The sequence below is a fragment of the Brevundimonas sp. Root1279 genome (genome assembly GCF_001425945.1).
Classification (GTDB): domain Bacteria; phylum Pseudomonadota; class Alphaproteobacteria; order Caulobacterales; family Caulobacteraceae; genus Brevundimonas.
In genome coordinates, this window is record NZ_LMEB01000001.1 from 432,878 (window position 1) to 449,942 (window position 17,065).

At 71.0% G+C, this 17,065-nt stretch carries 14 protein-coding genes; 7 read left to right on the forward strand and 7 right to left on the reverse strand.

Features of this window, described 5'->3' with window-relative positions:
- The first annotated feature begins 108 nt into the window (after positions 1–108).
- The 4 genes from ASC65_RS02095 to ASC65_RS02110 all read left to right on the forward strand — a co-directional run bounded on the left by ASC65_RS02095 (position 109) and on the right by ASC65_RS02110 (position 5,130).
- Entirely contained in the window at positions 109–2,952 is a 2,844-nt protein-coding gene (locus ASC65_RS02095) for a hypothetical protein (RefSeq protein WP_235561368.1), read from the forward strand.
- Between the two features lie 114 nt (positions 2,953–3,066).
- Complete coding sequence (locus ASC65_RS02100; protein ID WP_056448797.1) at positions 3,067–3,990, forward strand: sulfite exporter TauE/SafE family protein; 924 nt, start codon at positions 3,067–3,069, stop codon at positions 3,988–3,990.
- Positions 3,987–4,811, forward strand: coding sequence for a TIGR02186 family protein (locus ASC65_RS02105; RefSeq protein WP_056448800.1), 825 nt, complete (start codon positions 3,987–3,989; stop codon positions 4,809–4,811). Before ASC65_RS02100 ends, ASC65_RS02105 begins: the two co-directional genes overlap by 4 nt.
- Before the next feature lie 112 nt (positions 4,812–4,923).
- Positions 4,924–5,130 carry a hypothetical protein gene (locus ASC65_RS02110; RefSeq protein ID WP_156459516.1) on the forward strand — a complete coding sequence of 69 codons (207 nt, stop codon included), beginning with the start codon at positions 4,924–4,926 and terminating at the stop codon, positions 5,128–5,130.
- Here ASC65_RS02110 and hisC read toward each other — a convergent pair.
- The 6 genes from hisC to ASC65_RS02135 form a co-directional block, all read right to left on the reverse strand.
- Entirely contained in the window at positions 5,127–6,218 is a 1,092-nt protein-coding gene (gene hisC, locus ASC65_RS02115) for a histidinol-phosphate transaminase (protein WP_056448806.1), read from the reverse strand. The two genes, ASC65_RS02110 and hisC, sit on opposite strands and share 4 nt — an antisense overlap.
- Before the next feature lie 9 nt (positions 6,219–6,227).
- The gene (locus ASC65_RS02120; protein ID WP_056448809.1) at positions 6,228–6,911 is read right to left on the reverse strand and encodes a hypothetical protein; all 684 of its coding nucleotides are present in this window, start codon (positions 6,909–6,911) and stop codon (positions 6,228–6,230) included.
- A complete protein-coding gene (locus ASC65_RS02125; protein ID WP_056448812.1) occupies positions 6,911–7,945 on the reverse strand; it encodes a DUF2125 domain-containing protein in 1,035 nt (344 codons plus the stop codon). Before ASC65_RS02125 ends, ASC65_RS02120 begins: the two co-directional genes overlap by 1 nt.
- A gap of 12 nt (positions 7,946–7,957) precedes the next feature.
- Complete coding sequence (locus ASC65_RS02130) at positions 7,958–10,822, reverse strand: ATP-dependent DNA helicase (RefSeq protein ID WP_056448815.1); 2,865 nt, start codon at positions 10,820–10,822, stop codon at positions 7,958–7,960.
- Between the two features lie 75 nt (positions 10,823–10,897).
- On the reverse strand, positions 10,898–11,521 hold the full coding sequence (locus ASC65_RS16980) for a hypothetical protein (RefSeq protein WP_156459517.1): 624 nt from the start codon (positions 11,519–11,521) through the stop codon (positions 10,898–10,900).
- A gap of 287 nt (positions 11,522–11,808) precedes the next feature.
- Positions 11,809–12,615: an MBL fold metallo-hydrolase gene (locus tag ASC65_RS02135; protein ID WP_056448818.1), complete on the reverse strand. Its 807-nt coding sequence runs from the start codon at positions 12,613–12,615 to the stop codon at positions 11,809–11,811.
- A 100-nt stretch (positions 12,616–12,715) separates the two neighbouring features.
- Here ASC65_RS02135 and ASC65_RS02140 point away from each other — a divergent pair, with 100 nt between their 5' ends.
- The 3 genes from ASC65_RS02140 to ASC65_RS02150 are packed head-to-tail and all read left to right on the forward strand — an operon-like array spanning position 12,716 to position 16,673.
- On the forward strand, positions 12,716–15,253 hold the full coding sequence (locus ASC65_RS02140) for a ligase-associated DNA damage response DEXH box helicase (protein ID WP_056448820.1): 2,538 nt from the start codon (positions 12,716–12,718) through the stop codon (positions 15,251–15,253).
- Complete coding sequence (gene pdeM, locus ASC65_RS02145) at positions 15,250–15,981, forward strand: ligase-associated DNA damage response endonuclease PdeM (protein ID WP_082525834.1); 732 nt, start codon at positions 15,250–15,252, stop codon at positions 15,979–15,981. Before ASC65_RS02140 ends, pdeM begins: the two co-directional genes overlap by 4 nt.
- A 53-nt stretch (positions 15,982–16,034) precedes the next feature.
- Positions 16,035–16,673: a hypothetical protein gene (locus tag ASC65_RS02150; protein ID WP_156459518.1), complete on the forward strand. Its 639-nt coding sequence runs from the start codon at positions 16,035–16,037 to the stop codon at positions 16,671–16,673.
- Here ASC65_RS02150 and ASC65_RS02155 read toward each other — a convergent pair.
- The gene (locus ASC65_RS02155) at positions 16,667–17,050 is read right to left on the reverse strand and encodes a rhodanese-like domain-containing protein (protein WP_056448825.1); all 384 of its coding nucleotides are present in this window, start codon (positions 17,048–17,050) and stop codon (positions 16,667–16,669) included. The genes ASC65_RS02150 and ASC65_RS02155 overlap by 7 nt on opposite strands.
- Positions 17,051–17,065 lie beyond the last annotated feature (15 nt).

A 17,065-nucleotide genomic window follows, 5' to 3' on the forward strand; every position in this document is an offset into this window, starting at 1 on the left:
GGGCTGTCCACAGGAACCTGGGCAGCCCCCTACATCTTGGGGTTAACGGCACGTTTACACCCCTGATTTGGATGGGTAGCGTCGAGTCAAAGGTCGGGAGGCGAATCAGTGAGCGCAGCCGCGCCATGGAGCGTAAAGGGGATCGAACCCCGTGCGCGCGAGATCGCCAAGGACCTCGCCCGCCGCTCCGGCATGACGCTGGGCGAGTGGCTCAATTCCATGATCATGGAAGACGGAACCGAGGAGGAGGGCGTCGTCCCCCTGACCCGCCGTCCGCATGCGTCCGACAGCTACGAACGCCGCACGCGCTCGCGCCGTCTGGATGACGCCTATGGTCCTGGCGAGGACCTGCTGCACCGACTCGCCGCCTCGATCGACGCCATCGCCGGTCGGCTGGAAGCCGCCGAGCGCCGCTCGACCGTGGCCATCCAGGGCGTCGACCAGGCCGTCTCGGGCATCGTCCGCCGGCTCGACGACCAGGACCAGAACGGCCGCACGTCGGGCCGCCGCCTCGACGACATGGCCGAGGAGCTCCGCGAGGGGCACCGCCGCCTGCGCAAATTCGAGAACGAGGTCGGGCCGCAGACGCTCGAGACCTTCGGCAAGATCGACACCAGCCTGGGGACCCTGGCCGGCCGCCTCTACGACATCGAGGAGCGCCAGCGCACCGGCATCAACGACCTGCGTCAGCGCATGGAGTCGATCGAGAAGGCGGCAGGCCCCGGCGCCGGCAGCGAGCTGCTGGCCCAGGTCGGTCAGCGTCTCGACGCCGCCCAGACCCGCACCACGGAAGCCCTGCGTTCGCTCGAGCGGTCCTTCGCCGGCCTGGACCAGCGCCTGCGCGCCGCCGAGTCGCGCGTCGAGCCCGAGGGCGCGCGCGAGGCCGCCCGCTTCGAGAAGCTGGCCGAGACCCTGAGCCGCTCGGTCGAGGCCAACCGCGCCGAGATGATCCGCCGCCTCGACACCGCCGAGACGGAAGGCCGGATGGACCGCATCGAGCGAGCCCTGCTGACCATCGGCGAGTCGGTGAAGGCGTCCGAGGAACGCTCGGCCAAGGCCGTCGAGGCCATGGGCCGCGAGGTCCTGCGCATCGCCGAGAACCTGAACAACCGCGTCGGCGCCATCGAGACCGAGGCTCCGGCCCGCTTCGAGCAGCTGAGCCGCCAGGTCGAGTCCGACATGGGCCGCTTCGCCCAGGGCATCGAGCAGCGCATGGTCGCGGCCGACGATCGCCACGCCCTGGCGCTGGAGAAGCTGGGCGGCGAGATCACCCGCATCTCCGATCGCCTGAGCGAACGCATCGCCGAGTCCGAGCGGCGCTCGGCCCTGGCGCTCGAGGACATCGGCCGGCGCCTGGCCGACAGCTCGAACCGCGCCGAGCAGCGCTACGACCGCGCCTCGGGCGAGCTGGCCGAGCGCATGCGGATGTCGGAGGAGCGCACCGCCGCCCTGATCGCCGAGGCCCGCGACAGCATCGGCCGCCGCGCCGAGCCGAGCGCGCCCGCCGCTCCGGCGCCGGCCCCCGCGCCGGTCCAGCCGGACTGGCGCGCCGCGGCCTTCCCGGACACCGCCTTCCCCGACGGGCCCTTCATCGATCCGGTGTTCGACGACCCCGAGTTCGCCGCCCAGCAGGCCTGGTCGGCGGACCTGGCCCCGCCGGATCCCGAGCCCCGCGTGTTCGCGCCGGAGCCGGCGCCCGCCTCCGGTTCCGCGTCCGGCCCGGTCTCGGGTGAAGTGCTGACGCCTGACGCCGTGTTCGACGCCGTCATGCGCGGCCGTGGCGCTCCCGGACCGGATGCGCCCTTCGGCAGCCGCGTCGAGCCGGTGGCCGAGGCCGCCGCCCCGCCGCCCCAGGTCTTCGCGCCTCCGGGGCAGCCGGCCCCGTTGTCGACCCCGCTGTCGGTTCAGCAGCCGATCCAGACCCCGGCCGGGTTCGGCCAGGGCTTTGGCGGCGCTGACGTTTCGGATGCGCTGGCCGCCACCGCGCCCGAAGCCTTCGACGGCGACCACGACGACTTCGCCGGCGAGACCGACTTCGTCGACCAGCGCGCCCTGCGCGCCGCCGCGGCGCAAGGCCGGGCCTCGTCGACGCGCCAGGCCATCGATGCCGCCCGCGCCGCCATGTCGCCGAACGAGGAGCCGCCCGCCCGCACCGGTTTCGGCCTCAAGCGCGGCGGCAAGTCCGCCCTGCAGGAACGGCTCGATAAACAGGCCAAGAACGGCGACACCGTGCGCAAGGCGCTCGGCGCCTCCTCGGTCGCCATCCTGCTCACCGCCGGCGGCGCCTTCGCCTTCGGCGAGCTGACCGGGGTCGATGTCGGCGCCATGGTCGACGGCGAGGTCATGGCCCAGCCGATCGCGGGCCAGCCGATCGCCGCATTGGCCGTCACCGACGCCCAGCCCGTCGACCAGGGACGCGCCGGAGACCTCTACCGCCAGGCGGTCGCCAAGTTCGACGGCGCGGACCCGGCCGGGGTCGTGCTGCTGAAGGAAGCGGTCGAGCTCGGCCATCCGGCGGCCCAGCGCTATCTGTCGTCGCTCTACGAAACGGGCGACTTCGGCGTGAAGCCGGACGCCGCCGAGTCCGCTCGCCTGCTGCGTCTGTCCGCTGAAGGCGGCGATCCGCTGGGCATGCACACCTACGGCCTGGACCTGTACGCCGGCGCCGATGGCCTGCCGGCCGACAAGGTCCAAGGACTGGCCTGGCTGCTGAAGGCCGCCGAAGTCGGGGTGACCGACAGCCAGTACAACGTCGCCGTGGTCTATGAGCGCGGCAGCGACGGCATTCCGGCGGACCCGGTCGAGGCCTTCAAATGGTATCTGATCGCGGCGCGCGCGGGCGACGCCGAAGCCCAGGCAGGCGTGGATCGCCTCCGGGCGACCTTGCCCGCCGCGGACCGCACCAAGGCCCGGGCCGCGGCGGGCAAATTCACCGTCGAACCGCTGGCCTGACGCCGGCGTAGCCTTTCTGGCGCATCGGGTGGCCACGACCGCCGGTTGCGTCTAGGACAAATCAACCGTCGCCTTTCCGGCGCCTAGCCTCAGTTCCAGCCGAAGGCGCGTCCTTTGGATATCTATCTGCCGATCGCCGAGGTTTCGGTGAACTGGCCGCTCCTGGTTCTGCTGGGAGCGACGGTCGGATTCGTGTCCGGACTGTTCGGCATCGGCGGCGGCTTCCTGATGGCCCCGGTGCTGATCTTCCTGGGCATCCCGCCGTCGGTGGCGGTGGCCAGCCAGGCCAGCCACGTCGTGGCCTCCTCGACCTCGGGCGTGATCAGCTACACCAGCCAGAAAGCCGTCGACTACCGCATGGGCGGGGTCATGGCGGTCGGCGGGGTTCTCGGCGCCCTGCTCGGGGTCGAGCTGTTTCGCTACCTGCGCCTGCTTGGCCAGGCCGACCTGGCGGTGGCCTTTTCCTATCTGATCTTCCTGGGCGCCATCGGCACCCTGATGCTCTACGAGAGCCTGGGCCAGATCCTGCGCCGCGTGCGCGGCGAGGTGGCCCCGCACAAGGAGCGCCGTCGCCCGCTGTGGCTCTACGGCCTGCCGCTGAAGATGCGTTTCCCCCGCTCGGGGCTCTACATCAGCGCCATTCCGCCGGTCGCCCTGGGGGTCTTCGCCGGCGTCCTGTCGGCGATCATGGGGGTCGGCGGCGGGTTCATCCTGGTCCCGGCCATGCTGTACGTGCTGCGCATGAAGGCGGGGGTGGTGGTCGGCACCAGCCTGTTCCAGATCATCATCACCACGGCGGTGACGACCATCCTGCAGGCCGGCCGCAACCAGACCGTCGACATCGTGCTGTCGACCATCCTGCTCCTCGGCGGCGTGGTCGGGGCCCAGTACGGCGCCCGCCTGTCCGGCCGCTTCCGGGCCGAGGAGCTGCGCGCCCTGCTGGGCATGATCGTGCTGCTGGTCGGCATCTACATGGGCCTGGAGATGTTCGTCCGACCGTCCGACCTGTTCGCCCTCGCGCCGGGGGTCGGCCAATGATCCAGGCCCTGCCGCCCCCCATGCCCGCCATCGAGGCGCCGGCCATCGCCGCGCCGCCGCCGGAACGTTCGGCGGCCACCGAACAGGACGTGCGCGTCGCCGCCGCCCTCACCGACGCAAGGGTCAAGGTCGACTCCAGCTTCCGCGGCGCCTCCATCGTGCTGTTCGGGGCGGTGTTCAATCCGACCGACACCCCTGCCGACGTCGTGGTCGTGGTGCGCGGCCCCGACGCCCCGGTGCGTCTGGTCAAGAAGACCCGCAACACCGGCGTCTGGTTGAACAGCCGGCCGGTGCTGTTCGAGGGCGCGCCCGGCTTCTACATGACCGCCTCGACGCGGCCGCTGGGGGACATCGCCGACTTCGGCCAGCTACGCCGGCTCGGCGTCGGCGTCGATCACCTGCGCATCAACGCCCCCGAGGAGAGCCGCACCGTCACCCGCTACGGGGTGCGGGACGTGGTCATCAGCCGGCTGGGCGAGGACTATCTCGACTGGCGCCGGGCGGTGATCCGCCTGCGCGAGGCGGCGCAGCTCTACAACACCGATCCGGACGGGGTGGAGTTCGTCGACCGCGGCCTGTTCCGGGCCGAGCTGGAGCTGCCGGCGGTGGCGCCGACCGGCCAGTACTACGCCGAGGTCTGGCTGTTCCAGGAGGGCGCGCCGGTCTCTGTCTCCAACCTGACCCTGACCGTGGAGAAGGTCGGGATCGAGCGTGACATCTTCGAATTCGCCCACCGACGGCCGTGGACCTACGGCGTCCTGTGCGTGCTGTTGGCGGCCTTCACCGGCTGGGGCGCGAGCCGGATCTTCCGCCGGACCTGACACTGTTACCGGTTAGGATTTCGTTCAGCACGATCCGCCCGAGTTAACGACGAATGTCTGGAACCCTCGCCTCTCAGGCGAACTTACGGTCAAGGCTATGGAGGGTTCCACAATGCGCAAACTGTACAACGCCGCCATCCTCGGCGCCGCCGTGATGATGACCGCCGCCTCTGCGTCGCAGGCCCCGGTGCAGAGAAATAGTCTCTGCTACCTGGAGTGCCAGTACCGCTGCTACGCCACCAACCCCGGCGGCGGCGCAGCCTGGCAGGCCTGCTACCTGCAGTGCGCCCGCGACCGTTGTGGGGCCGTCGGGGTCTAGCGCGCCGCGAACTCGCTGAGGGCGTCGATCACCGCGCGGTTCTGATCCTCGGTGCCGACGGTGATGCGCAGGCAGTCATGCAGGCCGTATCCGCCGACCGGGCGGACGATGACGCCCTTCGCGTTCAGATAGTCGTTGGCGGCCGAGGCCGGGCGCTTCTCGTCGGTGAAGCGGACCAGCACGAAATTGCCGGCGCTGGGCAGGACGTCGAAGCCGAAGCCGCGGATGGCCTGCGTCAGGCGCGGGCGCCAGGTCTGGATCAGGTCGCGCGAGGCCTTCTGGTGCGCCTCGTCGCCCAGCGCCGCCACGGCCGCCTCGATGCCGGGCACCGAGACGTTGAACGGCAGGCGGATGCGGTCGACCGCCTCGGCCACCTTCAGCGGCGCATAGCCGAAGCCGATGCGCAGGCCGCCGAGGCCATGAATCTTCGAGAAGGTGCGGGTGACGACGATGTTGTCGCTGCCGCGGGCCAGCTCGAAGCTCGTCTCCCAGTCGGCCTCGGTGACGTATTCGGCATAGGCCTCGTCGATGACCAGCAGGATGTCGGGGCGCAGCCCCTCGTGCAGGCGGCGGATCTCGTCGGCGGTGTTGTAGCTGCCGGTCGGGTTGGACGGGCTGGAGACGTAGACGATGCGGGTGCGCTCATCGACCTCGGCCAGCAGGGCCTCCGGCGTGGCCTTGAACTGCGGCTCGGGGGCCAGCTTGACCGTCGCCTGGTTGGCCAGGGCGCTGATGCGGTAGGCCAGGAAGCCGTACTGGCCGGTGACGATGTTGTCGCCCGGGGTCAGATAAGTCTGGTTCAGCAGGGCGAAGACTTCGTCCGAGCCGTTGCCGAAGATCAGCCGCTCGGGCTCCAGGCCGTGGTGGTCCGCGACCGCCGTACGCAGCTTGGTGGCGCGGCCGTCCGGATAGATGTGGATGTTGCGGACCGCGGCCTCATAGGCCTCGCGCGCCTTGGCGCCGGCGCCGAGCATGTTCTCGTTCGAGGACAGCTTCATGGGCTCGGCCACGCCGTCGATCTTCGACTTGCCGCCGACGTAGGGCGCGATGTCGAGGATGCCGGGCTTCGGCTGCGGGAAATCGGTCATCGATGTCTCTCAGAATACGGGCGCGGCGCCGATGACGCCGGTCAGGTCGCCGGGCGCGCCGTGAAGCCGCCCGTCCAGGGCCTGCACATAGCCCGCCAGCACGAACAGCTTCAACCCGCCCGCCGATGCGAGCGGACTGGCGGCCAGGCCGGCGGTGCTCAGGATCGAGACGATGCGCGCGTCGGACAGCGTGCTGTCGGTGGCCCAGAAGGTGCGGTCGTCGCCGGTCGGGCCGGGATCGGCGCGCTGAACCATCAGCACGCGCGGGTGGCCGGCGCCGTGGTCGGGCAGGGCGGCGACGACGCGCAGGTCCGGCTCGGCCAGCAGCCGGCCCCACCAGGCCGAGGTCGGGGTCAGGTCCAGCAGGGCGCGCGAGCCGTTGCGCACGGCGGCCAGCGCCGCCTCGGGCTTGGCCGCCATCCGGGCCGAGAGGCCGAAGCGGTCGGCGGCCAGCACCTGGCTGGCCGGGCCCCAGACGACCAGAGGCGCGCCATGGGCCGCGTCGATGCGTCCCAGCACCGAGCGGATGGCGGCGGCCTCGGCGGGGCTCAGCCCGGCCAGGGCCTCGCGCACGGCGATGGCGTCGGCGTCGGGCCGTCCGCGCGGTCCGGCGGACAGGCGCGCGCGCACGGCCTGGGCCACGGCGCGATCGAGGGCGAGCCTCGCGGCGTCGGCAGGCGGTTCTTGCAGCATCAGAACAGTTTCGGCGCGGGGGCGAGGGCGAAGGGGCCGAGCCAGGTGCGGCCGTCGCGGAAGATGATGACCATCGAGCGGGTGCGGTCGCCGCTGGCCGCAGCGGCGGCCGCGGCGCCGGCCGCGCCGAGGCGGTTGACGGCGCCCGAGCGCGAGGCGGCGAGGCCGGAGATGGCCGCCAGTGGCTGTTCGGCCGTCAGAACCACCTGGCCCTGAAGCCGACCGTCTTGTTGCGCCGACAGGGCGTCGCTGGTGATCAGGGCGGAGCTCTGGCCGGCCTGGATGCGGCCCTTCACGGCGGTGAACCGCCCGCCCTGGTCGGTCCAGGCCGAGAAGACGCCGGCGTCGTCGGCGCCCCGCAGAGCGCTGGCGCGATCGAGGGTGGTCTCGAACTGGAGGGTCAGGCGGCCGCGCTGGGTGGCGCCTTCGACCGGACCGCCGGCCCGGCCGGTCGCGTCCTGCAGGTTGAAGACCATGTCGACGGCGTCCGCGGCCGGGTTCGCCCGATGCGCCTGGGCCTCCAGCTGGATCCGCTCGGCGGCCGCGATCGGGAAGGGCTCCGAACCCGGCAGGGGCTCGAAGGTCGGCTTCGCCAGGTCGATGCGCACGGTCGGGAAGCGGGCGCTCAGGTTGTTGACGCTGAAGCGCAGGCCCTGTCCGCGCACCAGCACGCGGCCCTTCTCGGCGCGGGTCAGGGTCAGGCCCTCGGGGGCGACGACGACCCAGTGGGTCGGGTTCCAGCTGTTGGCCTCGGCCACCAGCTCAGGGGCGGCCACGCCGTGCCCCGAGGGGGCGCGGATGTCGGCGTTGGGCAGGGCGACGCGGGTGCGGAAGGGCCAGCCGCGGATGCTCGCCGGCTCGTGGCTGACGGTCCAGCCGTCGGCGCGCAGGGCGGCGACCTGGACGTCCAGCTGCTGCTCGATCTTGTGGGCCAGGAAGAACCACCAGCCGGTCCAGGCGGCCAGCAGCACGCCGAAGATGGCGAAGGGGATGATCAGTCCGCGGCGGGAGTGGCGATAGGGCGCTTCGGTCATGGCCTACTCCGTCTAGTCCGCCTTGAGGAACGCGCCAACAAGCTCGACGGCTTCCGCCAACCCCATTCGGATCACCTCGGTTCCCGGCGGCAGGCTGGCGAACAGGCGGGTGGGGCAGGCGGCGTCCAGCATGACGAAGACGCCCTTGTCGTCGCCGCGCCGGATCAGCCGCCCGAAGGCCTGGGCCATGCGGGCGCGGGCCAGGGCGTCGTCATAGCCGCGGCCCGACGCGCCTTCGCCGCCGAAGCGGGCCCGGCGCGCCTTGTGCAGCAGGTCCGGACGCGGCCACGGCACCCGGTCGAAGGCGAGGATGCGCAACGATCGGCCCGGCACGTCGACGCCATCGCGGACCGCGTCGGTGCCGAGCAAACAGCTGTCCTGCTCGGCGCGGAAGACGTCGACCAGGGCGCCGACCTCGAGGGGATCGACGTGCTGGGCGTAGAGCGGGATGCCGTGTTTCGCGAGGTCGGGGCCGAGCCGTTCGTAGACCGTCTTCAGCCGGCGGATGGCGGTGAACAGGCCCAGGCCCCCACCGCCCGCGGCCAGAAACAGCTCGCGCATCGCCGCCGCGATCTGGCGCGGGTCGTCCTTGACCAGATCGTTGACGACGATGACCCGGCTGTTGGCGGCGTAGTCGAACGGACTCTCGACCTTCAGGGTCCGCGCCGGCTCGATCAGCCGCGCCGCGCCGGTGCGCATCCGGGCAAGGTCGAAGGGATCGTCCGACATCGGATCGGACAGGGTGGCCGAGGTCACCAGCACCCCGTGCGAGGGCATGACCACGGCGGCCTCCAGCGGCACGGTCGGGTCGATCCAGTGGCGGCGCAGGGCGACGTCGTGGATGCGGCCGAAGGCGGCCTCGGCGCTGAGCCAGTCGACGAAGTCGGGGTCGGCCTCGCCGGTGTCGCTGTCCAGCGCCGCCAGCATCGAGCGCCAACCCGGCAGCGTCATCCGCGCCCGGCGGTCCAGGCCGCGCAGGGCCCCTTCGATCCGCGCCCGCGACGATCCGTCCAGCTCGACGGACTCGTCGTCGAGGATGTCCTCCAGGTGCCGCGACAGGGCCAGCAGCGGGGCCTCGATGCCGGCCAGGGCCTTGGCCGCCTCGCGCGCCGCCTCGAGCACCGGGTCGGTGACCGGGCGCAGGCTGCACTCCATGCCGAACTCGATGCCGCCGGGCGACGACCCCTCGCTCGTCCTTGCACGGAGTTGCTCCAGCGCGGCCACGAGGAAGCGCTCGATCGGCCCGATCGGATTGACCTCGCCCGAGGCCGGGGCGACGCGGCCCGAGACGCCCTCGCCGGGCAGCTGGGCCGCCGCGTGCATGGCGTCCTGCAGGGCTTTGCGCGCCGCTTCGTTGTCGGCGCACAGGTCGCCGAGGCGCTGCTCCAGCCCGCGCCCGCGCCGGCCGCGCCCCTCGGGGCCGCGGATCCAGCGGCGCAGCTCCGCCGCCTCCTGGCCCGACAGGCAGGCCGAGAAGGCGCTGTCGGCGGCGTCGAACAGGTGGTGGCCCTCGTCGAAGACGATGCGCTTGAGGGCGGCCGTCTCGCCGTCCTGCTTCAGGCCGCGGGCCGAGCGGGCGCCGTCGAAGGCGGCCTGGGTCATGACCAGGGCGTGGTTGGCCACGACCAGGTCGGCGCGGCGGCTGGCCCGGATGGTCTTCTCGACGAAACAGGTGCGGTAGTGGGGGCAGGCGGCGTGGACGCATTCGCCGCGCCGGTCGACCAGGTTGGCGGCGCTGGCCTGGTGGCTCGAGGCGGTGGCGAACAGGCCGGGCAGCCAGCCGGGATAGTCGCCGCCGGTCATGTCGCCGTCGCGGCTATGCAGGGCCCAGCGCCCGGCCAGGGCCAGGCCGATGACGTCGCCGTTCCCCAGCTGGGCCGCCTGCACCATCTCCTGCAGGTTCAGCAGGCAGAGATAGTTCTCGCGTCCCTTGCGGACCACGGCCTTCCTCTTGCGCTCGACCGGATCGGGCCAGAGGCTGGCGCTCTCGCGATCGATCTGGCGCTGCAGGGCGCGGGTGTAGGTCGAGACCCAGGCGGCCCCCTGGTTGCGCTCGGCCCACAGGCTGGCCGGCGCCAGATAGCCCAGGGTCTTGCCGGTGCCCGTGCCCGCCTCGGCCAGCAGGACGCGCGGACGGCCCTCCTCGTTGCGCGGCGAGAAGGCGTAGGCGGCCTCGGCGGCGTAGTCGGATTGGGTCGGGCGGGTCTCGTCCAGGCCTGAGGCCTGCAGCAGCTTCTCCAGCCGGATGCGGGCGCTCTCGGAGTCCACCGGCGCCGAACCGGCCTCGCCGCGCGGCGCTTCGTCCTCCCACTCGGCCAGGCGCGACCAGACGTCCATGCCCGAGCCGCGGTGCTGGCGGGCGCGCAGCGGGTGGTGCTGCAGGGCGCCCGAGACCCGCCAGGCCCAGCTCCAGCCCGCCCGGGCCAGGGTCTCGTTGAGGGTGTAGGCGTCCTCTCGATGCGGATAGGCCGGATCGGACAGCTCGCGCAGCAGTCCGTCGGCGGCGGCGCGCAGGGCGGTCGCCTGGGCCTCGGCCCCCTTCGGCTCCTCCAGCCCCATGGCCAGGGCCAGGCCGGTCGGGGAGGGGGCGCAGAACCGGGCCGGGCGCACGAAGGCGAACAGCTCCAGCACGTCCAGCATCTCGTTCGAACGCGGCGGCGGCGCGAGGCCCAGCCGACGCGCGGTCAGCGAGGCGTGGGCGACCAGCGCGGGCGCGGTGGTGAAGGCCCCCTCGGCGGCGCCGCGGCCGATCTTGCGCGCGCCCTCGTCGTCGCAGATCGCCCCCGCGCCCGGGGGCACGGCCAGCGCCGGCGGCAGCACGAGCCAGGGCTCGGCGCCGGTCAGGCTGGCGGAGGCGGTGAGGGAGTCGACGGACACGGGCCCTAGATAGCGGGTCCTACGGGGAAACGGAACGGGAACGAACTGCCTGTCAGTATCAAAGGGAGGTCAGTGCTAACTGGCTCGAACGTGTTTGTTTGCCACGGTCAGACGTACCTCGCCGTCTCGTATCTTTTCGCCGCGAACGTATCCGCGAAAAATCGTCCGACGAAATCGCCCGAATATGTCGCGGTAGGAGATATAGCCCGCAAGCCCGAAACCCCACTTGCCTGTCTCGAACCCATTGATCTGATCTTGGGTCAACGGCTCGCCAGTATCTGGGAAATCTATCCAGGCTTCTTGGCCTGCTCCAAACGTGGCACGCGAAACTTCGAGCGGAACATGGAGGCCATGCAATTTCGTCTGAGTTGGATCGGGATCGGTAAAGAACACCATACGGGTGATCACAGCGTGCGCAGGGGTCTGGCCAGCATTCTTCGTTACAAACTGGGCTTTAGGAATTTGACCGGGGCGCATGTCCACCACGCGAAGCGAACCGACATGAATGTAGGCTCGAAGCTGCGCTAGGGCTGAATCCCGTGTGACCTTGACTGCGTCTCTTGCTGCGTCAGTTGCTTTGGCAGATTCACTCACCGCCCTTCTGGTCTCAATCAGAGTCCATCGAATGTAGAGCAGTCCGCCGAGCGTGAGTAACAGCTGGAGACCGGCGACCGCGACCATGGTCCACTGGGCCGCCAAGTCTGATCTAGCCAAAGAGTTTGCCGCCGGTTCTGGTCGGTCGTGGTCAGATCTCCCGACGGCCTCCACTTCAGCCGGGCTGAATGGGGCTTCTTGATAGGTGGTCGCGCTGTCGGGCGGGGGACGCTTGAACGCGATTGATCCATTCGCGTGTTGGGCGGAGCCGCCCAACGCGACTGCCAACGCTGCGCCGCAGATTAATCGAAGATGTTGCCCCATTCACCCGATCAAAGGTCGGAATCCACCAAGATGCAACGACGGGGTGGATCGAACGGGCGGACCAGGCGTCAATCCAACGACCCCGCCTTGATGTTCGCCCGCAGCGCCGGCTCCAGCAGCTTCGGCGGCGGCAGGGTCGCGTCCCGCGCGCTGCGCATGGCGACGAAGTCGGCTTCGAGCTTGCCGCCGCCGACATGGATGTTTCCGTCGCGCTCGGCGGCGATCGTGGTCTCCCAGGCGAAGTGGTCGCGGCCCTCCTTGGGCAGGTAGTCGTGGCCGACGAAGACGCGGGTCTCGCCGGGCAGGGCGAGCAGGCGCTGGATCGAGCGGTACAGGGTGGTGGCGTCGCCGCCGGGGAAGTCGGCGCGGGCGGTGCCGAAGTCGGGCATGAACAGGGTGTCGCCGACGAAGACCGCGTCGCCGATGCGGTAGCTGACGCAGGCCGGGGTGTGGCCCGGGGTGTGCATCACCTCGACCTCCAGCTCGCCCAGGTCGAAGCGCTCGCCGTCGTCGAAGCGGCGGTCGAAGACGTCCGGCTCGGGGGTCGGCTGGTCGAAGCGTTGAGCGAAGGTCTCCTGCACCTCGACGATGCGCCGGCCGACGCCGATCGGGGCGCCGGTCTCGCTGCGCAGGCGATCGGCGGCGGACAGGTGGTCGGCGTGGGCGTGGGTGTCGAGGATCCATTTCAGGTTCAGGTCGTGGCCGCGCAGGGCGGCGATGACCTTGTCCATGGCGGTGGTCGAGATCGCTTCGGTCGCGGCGTCATAGTCGAGCACGGGATCGATGATGGCCGCGTCGCCCGTCGCCGGATCGCTGACCAGATAGGTCACCGTATTGGTGCCGTCGTGGAAGAAGGCCTGAACGGTCGGGGACATGGCGGACCTCTTTGGACGAGCGATGATACCGCCGCGCGTCCGCTCGCGACAACGTCGCCGCGGCAGGTGAAACGGAACGGGAACATGTTATAGGCCATCCGTGACGACCGCCGTTCCCGCAAAGCTTCCGCCCCTCTTCGCCGACTGGTTCGCCTCGCGCGGCTGGGCGCCGCGGCGTCACCAGCTGGAGATGATCTCGGCGGCCGAGGCCGGCTCGCACGCCCTGCTCGTCGCCCCCACCGGCGGGGGCAAGACCCTGGCCGGCTTCCTGCCGTCGCTGGTCGAGCTGGCCGAGCGCGGGCCCAAGCCGGCGACCGGGCCGGGCTCGGGCGTGCACACCCTGTATCTGTCGCCGCTCAAGGCCCTGACCACCGACGTGGAGCGCAACCTGATGACCCCGATCCGCGAGATCGGGCTGAACATCCACGTCGAGAGCCGCACCGGGGATACGAAGCAGTCGAAGAAGCAGCGCCAGCGCGACTTCCCCCCGGACATCCTGCTGACCACGCCGGAGCAACTGGCCCTGTTCTGCGCCTGGGACGGCGCCCGCGCCTATTTCGCCGACCTGAAATGCGTCGTGCTGGACGAGGTGCATGCGATCTGGAGCGGCAAGCGGGGGGATCTGCTGTCGCTGGGCCTCGGTCGGCTGGAGCAGTTCGCGCCGGCGATGCGGCGGGTGGCGCTGTCGGCGACGGTCGACGATCCGGGGATGATCGCGGACTGGCTCAGCCCTGATCCTTCTCCCCTCGGGGGAGAAGGGGTGCGGATCGTGAAGGGCGATCCCGGCGCCCCTCCCGTCGTCGACGTCCTGGTCTCCGAGGGCCACGTGCCCTGGGCGGGGCACACGGGCCAGCACGCCATTCCGGAGGTCTATGAGGCCATCAAGCGCTCGGGCATGACGCTGATCTTCGTCAACACGCGCTGGCAGGCCGAGTTCGTGTTCCAGTCGCTGTGGACCATCAACGACGACAACCTGCCGATCGGCCTGCACCACGGCTCGCTGGCGGCCGAGCAGAGGCGCAAGGTTGAGGCGGCCATGGCGCGGGGCGACCTGAGGGCGGTGGTCTGCACTTCGACGCTGGATCTCGGCATCGACTGGGGCGACGTCGACCTGGTCATTCAGCTGGCCGCGCCCAAGGGGGCCTCGCGGCTGGTGCAGCGGATCGGCCGGGCCAACCACCGGCTCGACGAGCCGTCGCGCGCCCTGATGGTCCCGGCCAGCCGGTTCGAGATGCTGGAGTGCCAGGCGGCGCGCGAGGCGGTGGCCGAGAACGCCTTCGACTGGGAGCCGGTGCACACCGGCACGCTCGACACCCTGGCCCAGCATGTCCTCGGCTGCGCCTGCTCCGAGCCGTTCCGAATGGAGGATCTGTTCGCCGAGATCACCGGCTGCGGTCCCTACCGGGGCCTGAGCTGGGAGCAGTTCGAGGAGGTCGTCGATTTCGTCGCCACCGGCGGCTATGCGCTGCGCACCTATGACCGGTTCGCCCGCATCGTCCGCGACCGGCAGGGGCGCTGGAAGGTCCGCAATGCGGCGACGGCCCAGCGTCATCGCATGAACGTCGGGACCATCGTGGCGGCCGCCACGCTGAACGTCCGGGTCGCCTCGCGCCGGGCCGGCGGGAAGGCCCTGGTCGGAGGGCGCAAGGTCGGCGAGGCGGAGGAGAGCTATTTCGAGCAGATGACGCCGGGCGACACCTTCATCTTCGCCGGCCAGGTCTGGGCCTTCCAGGGCATCGCGGGCATGGACGCCCTGGTCAGCCACGCCCAGGACAAGGACCCCAAGATCCCGTCGTGGGGCGGGTCGAAATTCCCCATGTCGACGTCGCTGGCCGACCGGGTGCGGGCCATGGTCCAGGATCGCGACCACTGGCGCGTCCTGCCGCCCGACGTTCAGGAGTGGCTGGAGCTGCAGGAGACGCGCTCGGTCATCCCGGCGGCGGACACCATGCTGGTCGAGACCTTCCCGCGGGGGGCGCGGCATTTCATGGTCGCCTATCCGTTCGAGGGCTCGCTGGCCCACACGACCCTGGCCATGCTGCTCACCCGGCGGCTGGACCGGCTCGGCGTCGGGCCGCTGGGCTTCGTCTGCACCGACTATTCCCTGGCCATCTGGTCGATCCGGCCGATGGACGGCCTCGACCTCGGCGCCCTGTTCGAGCCGGACATGCTGGGCGACGACCTGGAGACCTGGCTCGACGAGAGCTTCATGATGAAGCGCACCTTCCGCAATTGCGCCCTCATCTCCGGCTTGATCGAGCGCCGCCAGCCGGGCGCCGAGAAGAGCGGCCGGCAGGTGACCTTCTCGACCGACCTGATCTACGACGTGCTCCGCCGCCACCAGCCCGACCACCTGCTGCTCAAGACCGCCCGGGCCGACGCCGCCTCGGGCATGCTGGACGTCGCCCGGCTCGGCCAGATGCTGATGCGGATCCAGGGCGCGATCCGCCATGTCCATCTGGAGCGGCCCTCACCCTTCTGCGTGCCGGTGCTGGTCCAGATCGGCCGCGAGCGGGTCGGCGGCGGCCAGGCGGCGGAGATGATCCTCGACGCCTCGGCCTATGGCTTCGACGAGGCCGACCTGATCGCCGAGGTGATGAGCGACGCCCCGCCCGCCCTGATGGGAGCGGCCCAGTGAACGCCGCGGTGCGCCTGGCCCTGTCGCCCGCCCGCCACCCCTGCGGCGGCCTGCGCGTGCAGATCGAGGGCGAGCCCTGCGTGCTGCGCTGCTCGGGCGCCCTGTGGGTGATCAATCACAGGGCCCTGGTCGCCGCCGACCTGCACCTGGAGAAGGGCTCGGCCTTCGCTGCTCGCGGCCAACTGCTGCCGCCCTACGACAGCCGCGCCACCCTCGACCGGCTGGAGGCCGAGATCGAGGCGCTGCAGCCGGCGTCGGTCATCCTGCTCGGCGACAGCTTCCATGACTCGAAGTCGATCGGGCGGATGGCCCCGGACGATCGGGCCCGGCTGGACCGACTGGCCCAGGGCCGCGACTGGGTCTGGCTGGAGGGCAACCACGACATCCGCGCCCTCGCCGGGGCGCTCGACGACCTGCCTGGCGACATCGTCGAGACGATGCAGCTCGGGTCGCTGAACCTGATCCATGAGCCGCAAGGCCAGCCCCAGGCCGGGGAGGTCGCAGGCCACCTGCACCCCGCCGCCCGCGTCGCCGCCTATGGTCGCAGCGTCCGCCGTCCGTGCTTCGTGACCGACGGCCGCCGCGCGGTGCTTCCGGCCTTCGGGGCCTTCACCGGCGGGCTCGACGTGAAGGACCCGGCCATCGCCGGCCTGTTCGAGGACGCACCGCTGGCCGCGGCGCTCGGTCGGGACAAGGTGCACGCGCTGGCGTGGGACAGCCTACGTTAGCCATAATTCGTCCTCGAATTCCGTGTCAGCTTGGCCGTGGTTCGGAGGGGCTGATGCTGAGAGCTGCATTTCCACTTGTGGCGCTCGCCGTGGCCGGGGCGGTCTTCACCGGCTTTCTCGGCGAGAGCGCCGAGCCCTATTTCCCGAAGGCGCTGCAAAGCCAGGCCCTCGACTGCCCCCCGCCAGAGCCGGGTTACGCTCCGTACTCGGTCGACGTGCTGTCCGAGTTCGAGGCGGACTGGTTCGCTAGCGACCTGAGAGTCCTCCGCGAAAGGCCCCTTTATCCCGCGGCGACGAGCGACGCGCGAACCCTCCGGTTCACCTGGCTGCGCAGCTTCCATCCCGATGCGGTGATCCGGGTCGACACCGCAGCCGACGGCGCTGCCGTCCTGACCGGCAAGCGTGATGTCGGCGGTGCGGCCTGCACCCCGGACGGCAAGGGCTGCGAGATCAAGCGGACGCTGTCCGCCAAGGAGATCGTCCGCTTGGAATCCGTCTGGCGCACCGCCGCGGCTGCGCCGCTGCAGGCCTGTCGCGGGGGACTAGACGGTGCGCGGTGGATCGTTGAAGGCAGCGGCGGCGGCCGGTACCACTTCACCCAGCGATGGACCCCGCAGGACGGCGACCCGATCCGCGACTTCGGGCTGACGATGATCGCCCTGTCCGGCTGGACCTTCGACGAGACCTACTGAGCCGTCTCGACCTCGTAGCCCGCCGCGCTGGCGTCCTTGAAGCCGCCGAGGTTCAGCACCTCGCCGTAGCCCATGGCCTGCAGCGTCTGTCCGGCCAGGGCCGAGCGGCCGCCCGAGGCGCAGTAGACCACCACCGGCCGGTCCTTGCGCAGGTCGGCCAGATGGGCGGGCGCGTCCGGGTCGGCGCGGAACTCCAGCATGCCGCGGGGCACGTTCACCGCCCCGGCCAGCTTGCCCGAGGCGGCGATCTCGGCCGGGTCGCGGACGTCGAGCAGCAGGGCGTCGCGCTCGGCGACCAGGCTGCGCGCCTCGTCGACGGAGATGCGCGGCACGGCGGCGTTGGCGGCTTCGAGGAAGGACTTCACGGATTCGGGCATGTCGCGGTCTCCTGT